The sequence below is a fragment of the Mycobacterium sp. 134 genome, assembly GCF_048282715.1.
GTDB classification, from domain to species: domain Bacteria; phylum Actinomycetota; class Actinomycetes; order Mycobacteriales; family Mycobacteriaceae; genus Mycobacterium; species Mycobacterium septicum.
Genome location: NZ_JBLVUN010000008.1, coordinates 491,351 through 503,445, shown reverse-complemented (window position 1 = coordinate 503,445; position 12,095 = coordinate 491,351). Strand labels below are relative to the sequence as shown.

Sequence of the window (12,095 nt, the reverse complement as noted above, 5' to 3'; positions counted from 1 at the left end):
GGGCGTAGGTCGAGTCGACCCGCCGGGTGGTTTGGTCCTGCGCCCGGTACTCCTGTTGTCTCGCCAGGAAGCCGTCGGCGTCTGGCAGACCTTTGACATCGCCGACGCTGTCGGCGGCGCTCAGCGAAACCTGCACGGGCTCATCACCGATCGGGTGGACCGGCTCACCGTTCTCGTCGAGATATCCGACGGCGGTGCGGTCCACGGCGCCTTCGCCCCAGTGCGGTGGCCAGGGCGAGTACTGCCGGGTCCGCGGGTCATAGAGCTGCACCTGCTCGCCGTCGGTGACCGCGAGGAAGGCATGCCCACCCTGACGGCCGCCGTCGGCCGACCAGCGCGACACCACGATTGCCGACGACCCGGCGGGCCTGCCCAGCAGTTCGGTCTCGATGTCGGAATAGGTCGCGAACTGGGAGCGCGACTGCGCCGCCTGGAACAGCGCCCAGGCGGGCACCCCCGTACTCGTGGGCGCTACGGACAGATCGAAACGCCTGCCGTAGAGCGTCGACAGCTCGCCGGCCACCCCGTAGGCGCAGTTGTCGTTGGCCGGGTTCGAAGTGGAGTCGCCCCCGAAGAGGTTCTGCAGCCAGCCTTTCAGGCCCGTGCGGGTCGGAGCGACGGGCGCGGAGTCCAGATACTTGACGTAGTGCACGCCATTCCGGCCGTGCACCGCGCCGGTGCCGTCCAGCAGGCGCCGGCCCAGATCAGGCTCGGCGGTGGTGGCCAGGTTGGCCAGGTCGATGGGTTCCGGCAACCGCGGGTTACTCGGATCCAGCTGTCGCACAACCTGATCCAGGAGGGCCTTGGCCTCGTCGCTGACTGTTTCGCGCAGCTGGCCGGCCGACATCTTCACCCGGTCGAGCGATTCCTGCAGCTGACGGGCCCCGGGATCCCAGGCGTAGCCTCGTCGGGCCCAGGCGAAGGCACCCTTGTCGTGGGTGGTCAGCTCGATCCGGTCGATGCCCGAGTGCACGTAGAAACGTTCCAGCTCCGAGGTCAGGGCCTTGGAGAAGCCCTTGCCACGCAGTTGGGTGTCCTCGATGACCAGCCCGGTGTGGTAGGCGACGAGGTTGCCGTCACCATCCCTGGCGAACGATCGCTGAATGGTCCCGATCTTGGTGTCGCCGTTGAAGATCTCTCCGGTCAGCATGACCTCGCCGGTCAGGTTCTCGGCGCGCAGTTGAATGCGGTAGGGCCCGTACCTCCCGGACAGGTCCCTGGCGAGCTGTTGGACCCGGGCATGGTCGGAGGCGTTGTCGACCACGTCACCCAGTGGCTCGGCGTAGCGGGTGTCGACCAGTCTTGTGGCCGGGTTCTGCGCCCGGTACTCGGCCTGCTGCCGGGAGAATTCCGGATCACGCTGGGGGCCTTGAACATTGCCTACGGCATCGGCAGCATCGAGCTGCAACGGCACGTCGGCGGTCATCGGCCCGACCGGATCGCCATTGGTGCGCAGGTAGCCGACGGCGGTCTGGGTTACCGCGTGCTGACCCCAGTGCGGTGGCCACGGCGAGTATTGCCGGGTGTGCGGATCGTAGAGCTGCACCTGGCCGTCGATCTTGACAGCCAGGTAGGCGTGACCGCCCTGCCGCCCACCGGTCCACTGCGACGTCAGCACGGCCACCCGCAGCGACGGGTCGCCCAGCAGTCTCGCCTCGACCTCGTCGTACGTCGCGAACTGCGCATCGGAGCCGACGGCCTGGAACAGCGCGCGTGCGGGCACACCGCGCCGCGACGGGGTGGCATCCAGACCGAACGTCCGGCCGAACAACGAGGACAGCTCTTCGGAGACCGTGACGGCGCAGTTCGGCGGCCGGCGCCACAGCGCGTTCCAGAATCGTCGGCCCCCCACTCGATCTCCGGCGGGTTCGACAGTGCGCAGCAATGGCTGCCGGCGGCTGCGTCCCATCTCGGTGCGGTGCTGCTCGGTGGTGACGGCATCGGTACGCCCAGCGGCGACGCGCCCCAGGTTCGTCGTCGATTCGGTGTTCAGGAAGTACGTGTGGTGGGTGCCGCCCGTGAGGAGGCGATTCGTGGATGCCGGCGGCTCGGCGGTGACCCGCACGGCGCCAAAGGAATCCATCGCCGGGTCGGTGCCGAGGCCGATGCCCAGGATCCGGCCGTTGGAGCCGGAGGTACGCCCGCCCAGCGCGGTGACCACATCTCGCGATGAGGAGGCGACGAACACGTTGTCGGCGCCGATACCGAACTCACCGGCGGTACGCACCGGGCCCGCCCCGGGCGAGCCGACCAGGGACACGGTTCGGACCTGCCCGGCCAATCTCCCGTTCTGACCGGCGTATCCGGTGGTGGTCGATCCGTAGGAGTATCCGAAGACGTGATTGCCGGTGAAGTGGCTGCCGTCGCCGGCGAGTGTGTCTCGGGCGGCGTTGAATGCCCTGATGTCGCTGTAGAGGATGTCTCCGCCGGTGCGGGCCATGCCGTGCCCGGCCGCACGCAACGTGCTCCAACCGCTGGGCGCGTCATAGCCGACCCAGGCGATCGATGCCGCCGACAATCCCGGGTTCTCCTGCTGCACAGCCTGAAGGTGATTCAGTGCGGAGGTGGTGTTGAAGCCGAGCAGCGAGTCCATCGTGGTGCCGACGCCCGGCACGTGCCAGGACACCGAGTCCGCGATGTAGGGGTCGGCGCCGTAGCTGAGCACGGCGCGCCCGTCACCGCCGAACTCCGATACGTCGAAGGCCAGCAGCAGCGGTCCGTCGACCCCGGCCTGTGCGGCGTCGACGGCTGCCTTGCGCAGCGCGAGGTCGAGTTTGTCCATCCGGCGGAGGAATTTCTTCTCCGCGCCGCTCAACCGTTCCCCGCGATCCGCCTTCGACTGGACGGCATCCGCCTGCTCCCGCATCTGTTGCAGGACATTGCGGTTCGCGCGGTCGCGATCCGCAGCGCCGATCCCTTCCGCGTTACCGATGTGCTGCGGGTATGTCTCGATGACGGCGCTGCGTTGCTCGTCGGTCAGGCCGGACCACCAGCGGGCATTGTTGGCCGCCCGTGCCGACGCCTCCTCGGCCGGCCCCATCGGATTGCGCAGTTCGTCGGGCCGCACCGGCGGAATCCGCCGCGCCAAGGCATCGTCGGCCAACTGCCGAACCGTCTCGCTGAGTGCAGGTTCCGGCGCAGTCACCGAACTTTCGTGCTCGGTGGACGATTGCGTGGGCGCATCTCCGAGCATGTTCCCGGTTCGGCCCGGATGGTCGGTGGCGACCCAGTCGACGCCGAGGTCCCGGGCGAACTGCACATCGGCCTCGTTGTTGACCGTCCAGCAGTAGGTGGCGAGTCCCCGGGCCGCGGCCGCCCCGACGAGTTCAGGATTGTTGCGCAGCGTTTCGATGGACGGGCCGATGGCCGTGGCACCCACCATGCCGGCCAGATATCGGGCCGACGGGCCCAGCAGAACCGTGGGGACGTTCGGCGCGGCCATGCGGACCCGCACCAACGCATCGGGGTAGAACGAGATCACCGCCGCCTTGACCAACTGGTCCGGTCCCGGGTTCGCCAGCCCGTGCCGTTCCAGCGCGGCGACCACCTCACGCTCGATCTTCAAGCCCTGCTGCGCAGGATGTTTGGTCTCGATGAACAAAGTCACCGGACGGTCGGCATCCTGGGCAAGCTGGATGAACTCATCCAGGGTCAGAATGCCGTGGCCGTCGAAGTCGAGTGCCTGCAACTCGGCCAGCGTCATGTCGCCGACCCGGCCGGTGCCATTCGACGTGCGGTCCACGGTCTTGTCGTGGATGAGCACCAACTCACCGTCCTTGGTGAGCCGGACATCGCATTCGAGGGCGCCCGCGCCCTGCCGCAGCGCTTCGGTGTACGCGGCCCGGGTCTGCTCCGGGAAATCGTGGGAAGCGCCCCGGTGGGCGACCACCTGGGTCCCGGACTCGGTGCGGCTCGGCGGGCCCGCTTGGGTGACAACGTGATTGCCGGTGAACGGTCCCGGCTCTCCCAATGACTGACGGGTCGCGTGGAAGGCGGCCAGGTCCCGGTGCAGCGCCCCGGTGTCGCCGATCCAGGCGATGGCCGCCGAGTCCTGCACGCCGGTGGAGCTTTGCAGCCCGTCGAGAGCACGGGCGGTCACGGTGCCCAGCTGTTCGATCGCCCCTCGAGTGGTCTGCCAGGTCACGTTCGAAGCGTGGTACGGGTCGGCGCCGAAGCTGATGACGGCGTGACCGTTGCCGCTGAACGCCGAGGTGTCCAAGGTGAGCACCAGCGGGGTGTCGAGGCCGGCCCGGGCAGCGTCGGCGTCGGCCTTCCGCACCGCGAGGTCGATCCGGTTGACCCGCTCCAGGAAGGCACGTTCTTCGCGGGTGGCCCGGCCGAACTGGTCGAGCTTGGTCTGGATGTGGTCGGCGCGCTGTCGGTAGTGCTGCAGCACAGCACGATTCGCGACATCACGTTCGGCGGCCGGCAGACCGTCGGTGTTTCCGTGCGCCAGACCTTCGGGGAGTCCCTGGACCCTGCCGATGGCGGCCGCGGCGAACTGGTTGTGCCACCGGCCACGGTGGACAGGTTCGCCGTTACTGCGCAGGTAACCGACGGCGGTCTGGGTCACCGCGTCCTGACCCCAGTGCGGGGGCCATCCCGAATACTGTCGGGTGTGCGGGTCGAACAGGTACACCCGGCCGTCGATGTTGACCGCCATGTAGGCGTGCCCGACGGGCTGTCCTCCGCTCCAGCGCGAGGCCATGACCGCCATCGATCCCGGCGGCATACCCAGCAGCGTCTCCTCCACCTGCGTGTACGTCGCGAAGTCGGCGCTGGATCCGAACGCTTTGAACATCGCCCGCGCGGGTGTCCCACGGCGTGACGGCGCGGTGTCGAGCTGGATGTCCCGGCCGGTGCGTGCCGACACCTCCCCGGCCAGAACCTGGGCGCAGTCAGCGCCGCGGGTCCACCGCGGGACGCGGTTCCGGTTGTGCGTGTCGGTCGGGTGAAAGACACCGGGATCGTCGTCGAGCCGCATGACCGGCCGGCTCGCGGCGGGTTCCGTGGTGCGGGAGCGGTTTCCGTCGACGGCGCGATGCGGTTCGAGGTGGACCCGCTCCGGGTGTCCGGCAGCGATGCGGCCGATGTTGGTCAGCGATTCGGTGCGGACCGCATGAGAAGGAGTGACCAGCCACTGCCGGGTCCCGGGACCGTCGGTTTCCAGATAGTCGAAGTAGGCGTTGTGGGTCGTCAGGGTGTCCTTGCGATCCATCGACGCGGGGAATTCAGCGCTGATGCGTTGCCCGCCGAAGGTATCCATCGCGGGGTCGGTGCCCAGACCGATCCCGAACCGGCCCTGCGAGTCCGAGGTCCGCCCACCCAGCCCGGTGACGAAGTCCCGCGACGACGAGGCGACGAAGACGTTGCGGGTGTCGATCCCGAAATCACCGGCACTCCGCAACGGACCGGCGCCCGGTGAGCCGATCAGCGTCACCGTGGTGATGTGCGGCGCCAGCCGGCCTCCGGCACCGGCGTAGCCCGTGGTGGTCGACCCGTACGAATGCCCGAACACATGATTGCCGTTGAAATGGCTTCCGTCACCGGCGAATGCGTCGTGCACCGCGTTGAAGGTGCTGATGTCGGTGTAGAGCATCTCGCCGCCGGCACGGGCCAGGCCGGCGGCTACACGCGCCGATGCCGAATCGTTCGGTGCGTCATATCCCAGCCAGGCGATCGAGGCTGCCGACAGTGAGGGGTTCTCGGTTCGCGTCGACTGCAGGATGTTCAACGCGCAGTGCATGATGTAGTCGAGCTTGTCCAGCTGGGAACCCAGGCCGGGCACGTACCACGACACCGATTCCGCCGTATACGGGTCGACTCCGAAACTCACCAGCGCGCGGCCGTCACCACCGAACGCCCCCAGGTCCAGCGCCAGCAGCAGCGGGTGCCCGACCCCGGCCTGCTGAGCCGCCACTTCCGCTCGCTGCATGGTGGTTTCGAGCCGGTTGATCCTTCGCAAGAAGTCCAGGTCGCGATTGCCGGGATTCTGACCGGCATCGACCTTTGCCTGCACTGCCGCAGCCCGCTCGGCGTGGCGCCGCAGCATCTCCCGGTTGGCGGCGTCGCGAACGGCAGCGGGAATGCCTTCGGCGTTGCCGATCTGCTGCGGATACTCCTGGAGCAGAGCTTGTTGCTGCTCCTCCGACAACCCCGACCACCACGCGGCGTTGTTGCGAGCTCGCGCCACCGCTTGCGGTTCCCGACCCAGGGGATGTGCCAGGTCGTCGACGGCCAGCGGCGGAATCCGTTGCCCCAGCGCCTCGTCCGCGACCACGCGCGCCACCGACGGCTCGATCTCACCCGCACGCCACCGTGGATTCCACGGCCGTCGCGGGCCTTCGTGCTCTACCTGGGTATCGCCGTCCAGTCGCAGTGGACGTCCGGCCCCCGGATCCACCGTGCGGCCGTCGACCACCCGACGATGCCCTTCCAGGTCCAGCCTGTCGGTGCGCCCTGCGGCGATCCGCCCGGAATTGGCCAGGGATTCCGTCCGCACCGGCGGACCGTCGCCCTCACTCACATGGTGGTAGTAGCTCTTGTGTGTCCCGACGGTGCTCGCAGTGTTCATCGACGCCGGGAACTCGGAGGTGACCCGGACTGCCCCGAATTCGTCCATCGCCGGATCCATACCCAGCCCGCGCCCCGCGAAGCGGCCGTTCTGCTCCGCTCTGCGCCCACCGAACCCGGTGACCGGATCCCGCGACGAGGACGCGACGAACACGTTGCCGTCCTCGAGCCCGAACTGACTGGCATGGTGCATCGGTCCGGCACCTGGGGAGCCCAGCAGTGTCACGGTGCGGACGTCGTTGGCCAGACGCGCGCCCCGGCCCGCGTAGCTCACGGTGGTCGAGCCGTAAGAGTGGCCGAAGATGTGGTTTCCGTTGAAGCGGCTGCCATCTCCGGCCACGGTGTCGCGGGCGGCATTGAAAGCCCGGATATCGGAGTACAGGATCTCGGCGCCGGCGCGCGCCAACGCCGGGCTCAGCACCCGGCCACTGGCTGCGCCGTTGGGCGCGTCATAGCCGATCCAGGCAATGGACGTGGCCGCGAGTGTGGGATCTTCGCGCATCGTCGACTGCACGTGGTTCAGCGCGTTGCGCATGTTGCCTTCGAGCTTGTCGACCGTCGTCGCGAATCCGGGCACCAGCCACGACACCGAATCCGCCTGATACGGATCCGCACCGAAGCTCACGACCGCCCGGCCGTCACCACCGAACTCGAACGGGTCCAGTGAGAGCACCATCGGTCCGCCGACCCCGGCCTGCGCCGCGTTCGCCGCCGCTGCCTGCAAGGCGAGGTCCAGACGATTCACCCGCAACAGATTGGCGAGGTCGTCCTTCCCCGGTCGCACACCACGATCGATCATCGACTGCACGTGATCCCGGAAACGGCTGATCGCCAGGCGGTTCGCGGCATCCCGGGCTGCCGGCGGGATACCTTCCGCGTTGCCGATCCGTGACGGATACGACTCGATCAGCGCCTGCCGCTGCGCATCCGTCAGGCCCGACCACCACGCGGCATTGTCGCGGGCCCGCGCCACCGCATCCCCGGCCCTACCCAGCGGATTGACCAGATCGGCGGCACCCGCGGGCGGAACCCGCTGCGCCAGAGCAGCATCCGCCACCGCCCGGGTTGCCGTGTGCTGCGTCTGGCCGCTGGCCGGAGTCCAGGTGGGTTCGGTGACGGCGTGCTGTGGGTCGACTTCGATGTCGGCATCGCGCCACCGCGGATTCCACCAGTTGCGGCCCTGGTTGTTGTTCCGTGCCCCCGCCGGTTCGACGGTTTCCCTGCGAGTTCCGAAGAAGCGCCCGGGCCGCTCCGCCATGGTGCGGTGTGGTTCGAGATCGAGTCGTTCGGTGTGCCCGGAAGCGATGCGGCCGACGTTGGCCAGCGACTCGGATCGGACCGCGTTCGCCGGAGTGACCAGCCACTGCCGGGTGCCCGGGCCGTCGGTCTCCTGGAAATCGAAGTACGCGTTGTGGGTCGCGGTCGTGTCCTTGCGGTCCATCGACGCCGGGAACTCCGCCCGGATCCGCTGCGCGCCGAAGGTATCCATCGCGGGATCGGTGCCCAGACCCCGGCCCCACCTTCCATGCGAATCCGGCGTGCGCCCACCGATGCCCGTCACGAAATCCCGAGAAGACGACGCCACGAACACGTTGCGAGGGTCGATCCCGAAATCGCTGGCACTCTGCAACGGGCCCACGCCGGGTGAGCCCAGCAGCGTGATCGTGCTGACGTGCTCCCCCAACCGGCCGCCACGTCCGGCATAACCGGTGGTCGTCGACCCGTACGAATGCCCGAAGATGTGATTGCCGGTGAAATGGCTACCGTCCCCGGCGAACGCGTCACGCGTCGCGTTGAACGCGCTGATGTCGGCGTGCAGGATGTCACCGCCGGCCTCGGCCAACTTCGTACTGCCAACCCGGACCGTCGCCGAGTCATTGGGTGCGTCATAGCCCAACCAGGCGATCGAAGCCGCCGATAGGGACGGGTTCTCGGTTTGCGTCGACTGCAGGATGTTCAGTGCGCAGTGCATGATGTAGTCGAGCTTGTTGATCTGCGACCCCATACCGGGCACGTACCACGACACCGAGTCCGCCACGTACGGGTCGACGCCGAAGCTCACCAGCACACGTCCGTCGCCGCCGAATGCCGGAGGGTCGAAGGCGAGGACCAGCGGCTCCCCCACACCGGCCTGCTGAGCGGCCACGTGCGCCCGTTGCAGGGCACTCTCCAGCCGGTTCACCCGCAGCAGGAAGTCGAGCTGCGTGTCGTTGGGGCGGGTACCGGCATCGATCTGCGCCTGGATACCGGCGGCACGGTCCAGATAGCGTTGCAGCACACGGCGATTGGCCACGTCGCGGTCGGCGGCCGGGATGCCTTCGGCATTGCCGATCTGGAACGGGTACGCCTCGATCAGATCGGCCCGCTGCTGCTCGTCGAGTCCCGACCACCACGCCGCGTTGGCTCGTGCGCGGGCCACCGCCTCGGCCTCGTTCCCCAGCGGGGTGACCAGGTCCTTGATGCCCACCGGCGGGATCCGTTGCCCCAGCGCCTGATCCGCTGCCACCTGCGCTGCTGACGGCTCGACCTGGCCCGGATGCCACCGAGGATTCCACCGGCGTGGCTCCCCGGGCCGGTGGGTGTCGATATCGCCGTCCAGCCGCAATGCGCGCCCGGCGGCCGGTTCGACGGTGCGCCCGTCGACGACCGTGCGATACCGTTCGCCGTGAAGCCTCTCGGGATGCCCGGCGGCGATCCGGCCGAAGTTGGCCAGCGATTCTGTGCGCACCCGTGGATCGGTGTCGCCGTCCATGTAGCGGTAGTAGCTTCGGTGGGTGCCGACGCTTCCGCCGTCGTTCATCGATGCTGGGAATTGGGCGGTAACCCGCACCGCCCCAAACGTATCCATCGCCGGATCGAGGCCGAGACCGCGCCCGAAGAACCGGCCGTTCTCACCGGGTGTGCGCCCACCCAACCCGGTGACGGGGTCCAGCGAGGAGGACGCGACGAACACATTGTCGGCGCCGATCCCGAAATCGCGGGCATGCCGCATCGGACCCGCACCGGGCGAGCCCAGCAGCGTCACGGTGCGGATGTCGTTGGCCAGTCGCCCGTTCCGACCGGCGTAGCTCGCGGTGGTGGAACCGTACGAATGCGCGAAGATATGGTTGCCACTGAAATGGCTGCCGTCAGCGGCCACCGTGTCGCGCGCTGCGTTGAACGCCCGGATGTCGCTGTACAGAATCTCGGCGCCCTGGCGTGCGAGCGTCGGCCTGGCGACCCGGGGGGTGGCCGAATCGTTCGGCGCGTCATAGCCGATCCAGGCGATCGACGTCGCCGCCAGCGTCGGATTCTCCCGCAGCGTCGACTGCAGGTGGTTCAGCGCATTGCGCATGTTCCCTTCGAGCTTGTCGATCGTCGTCGCGAACCCCGGCACCAGCCACGACACCGAATCCGCCTGATACGGGTCTGCGCCGAAGCTCACGACGGCCCGGCCGTCGCCGCCGAACGCGGGCGGATCGAATGCCAGCACCAGCGGCGCGTCGAGGCCGGCCTCGGCTGCTTCGCGCCCCATCTGTTGCAACGCGGCATCCAGGCGGTTCATGCGCAGCAGGTGGTTCTTCTCCGGCTTGGTCAGCTTTTCGCCGCGATCGAGCTTCTGCTGCACGTGATCCCGGGCCATCTGCAGGGCGGTGCGGTTCGCCAGGTCGCGGGCGGCCGGCGGAATGCCCTCGGAATTGCCGATCCGCGTCGGGTACGTGTCGATCAGCGCCTGCCGCTGTTCCTCGGTCAGACCCGCCCACCAGCGCACGTTGGCCTCGGCCCGGGTTCGGGCGTCCTCGGCCACACCGAGTGGATTGACCACATCCCCGGCGCTCGCGGGGGGATCCCTCTGCGCCAGCGCATCATCCGCGATCTCGCGCGTGCTCTGAACCGTGGGCGCGGTCGGTTCGAGAGCAGGAGCATCGGTCTCGGACGACGGTTCGAGTTGTGTGTGGGTTCCGCGGTTGGCTCCGAAGGCTTCCGCCCACGGGTCGACCCCGAGGCTGAGTTCGGCGATCGGCGTCCGTCCTGCCTGCGCGGCGGGAACGTCCCGCGACGTCGACGCCACGTAGACGTTGTCGGCCCCGATGCCGAACTCGGCGGCGCGGCGTACCGGGCCGGCTCCCGGCGAGTCGGTGAGGGTGACCGTACGAATGTCATTGGCCAGCCGACCATCTCGGCCTGCGTAGCTGACGGCGGTCGAACCGTAGCCGTGGGCGAAGATGTGGTTGTCGGTGAAGTGGCTGCCGTCGGCGGCCACGGTGTCGCGGCCCGCGTTGAACGCCCGGATATCGCTGTAGAGGACGGCGCCGCCCTCGCGCGCGGACCCGTGCCCCGCCACCCGCCACCCGCTCCAGCCGCTGGGCGCGTCATAGCCGAGCCACGCGATCGAGGCCGCTGACTGCCCCGGGTTGGTCTGGAGGGTGGCCTGCAGGTGGCTGAGAGCGCCGTCCATGCAGGCGCCGATCCGGTCGATCGTGGTGCCCTGCCCCGGCACGTGCCACGACACCGAATCCGCTCGATACGGATCGGCACCGAAGCTGACGACCGCTCGGCCGTGACCGCCGAATTCCGACGCATCGAAGGCCAACAGCATCGGCGCGTCGACCCCTGCCTCCTGGGCGCGGGCTTGCGCGTCGGCGAGCGAGCTCTGGATCCGGTCCAGCCGAGCCAGCATTCGGCTCTGACTGCGGGTCAACCGCTGGCCACTGTCCCGCCAATCCTGCAATTGCCGACGTTGCGCTTCCAGCAGTTGGGTGTTCGCCGCATGGCGGGCTGCCGGCGGGATGCCCTCCGCATTCCCGATGTGCTGCGGGTGCATGTCGATCAGGGCGCGCTGCTCGTTGCCCGTCAGCCCGGTCCACCAGGTCGCGTTGGCGCGCGCCCTTGCGTCGGCCGACTCCATCAGTCCCAGCGGGTTTCGCAGGTCACCGGCATCGACCGGGGGCACGCGTTTCGCGAGCGCCTCGTCGGCGATCTGGCTCTGGGGTGTGACATGCCGCCACTGCTCACCCGGCGCCTGGTCCGGGGTGCCCTGTACGTCGCCCACCGCAATCGCCGCGGCGAGATCGTCGGAGCGAAGTCCGAGCTCGTTCACCGGATTGCCCTGTGCGTCAAGGTAACCGACGGCGGTCGTCGACACCGCGCTCTGGCCCCAGGACGGTGGCCAGCCCTGCCGTTCCCCGCGGTGCAGCAGATATACGTCTTTACCGTCGAACACGGCGACGTAGGCATGTCCGCCCTGGCGTTGTCCGTCGCCGGCCCATGCCGACGTGATGACCGCGGCAGAACCGGGCTCCATCCCGCGCAGCGCGGCCTCGATCTCGCTGTAGGTGGCGAAGTCGGCCCGTGACCCGATGGCCTGGTACAGGGCCCGGGCCGGCATTCCGGTGGACGACGGCTCCCCGGTGACCGGGTAGTCCCGGCCGAAGTGCGACGCCAGATCATCGGCAGCGTCGAGCACACAATTCTGGTCGCCACGCGTCGGAACCGAGACCTGTTCACCGGTGTTCGGCGCGTTGTTCTGGTTCGTGTCCTGC

The 12,095-nt window shown here is 68.7% G+C and carries 3 pseudogenes; all 3 read right to left on the bottom strand.

Going from position 1 to position 12,095, the window contains the following annotated elements:
- Positions 1 to 259 precede the first annotated feature (259 nt).
- Positions 260 to 2,662: pseudogene (locus ACNQVK_RS07245) on the bottom strand (alpha/beta hydrolase); the annotation flags it as partial.
- A 525-nt stretch (positions 2,663 to 3,187) separates the two neighbouring features.
- Positions 3,188 to 3,889, bottom strand: a pseudogene (locus ACNQVK_RS07240) (glycerophosphodiester phosphodiesterase); the annotation flags it as partial.
- 738 nt (positions 3,890 to 4,627) lie between these two features.
- Positions 4,628 to 11,152, bottom strand: a pseudogene (locus ACNQVK_RS07235) (alpha/beta hydrolase); the annotation flags it as partial.
- Positions 11,153 to 12,095 lie beyond the last annotated feature (943 nt).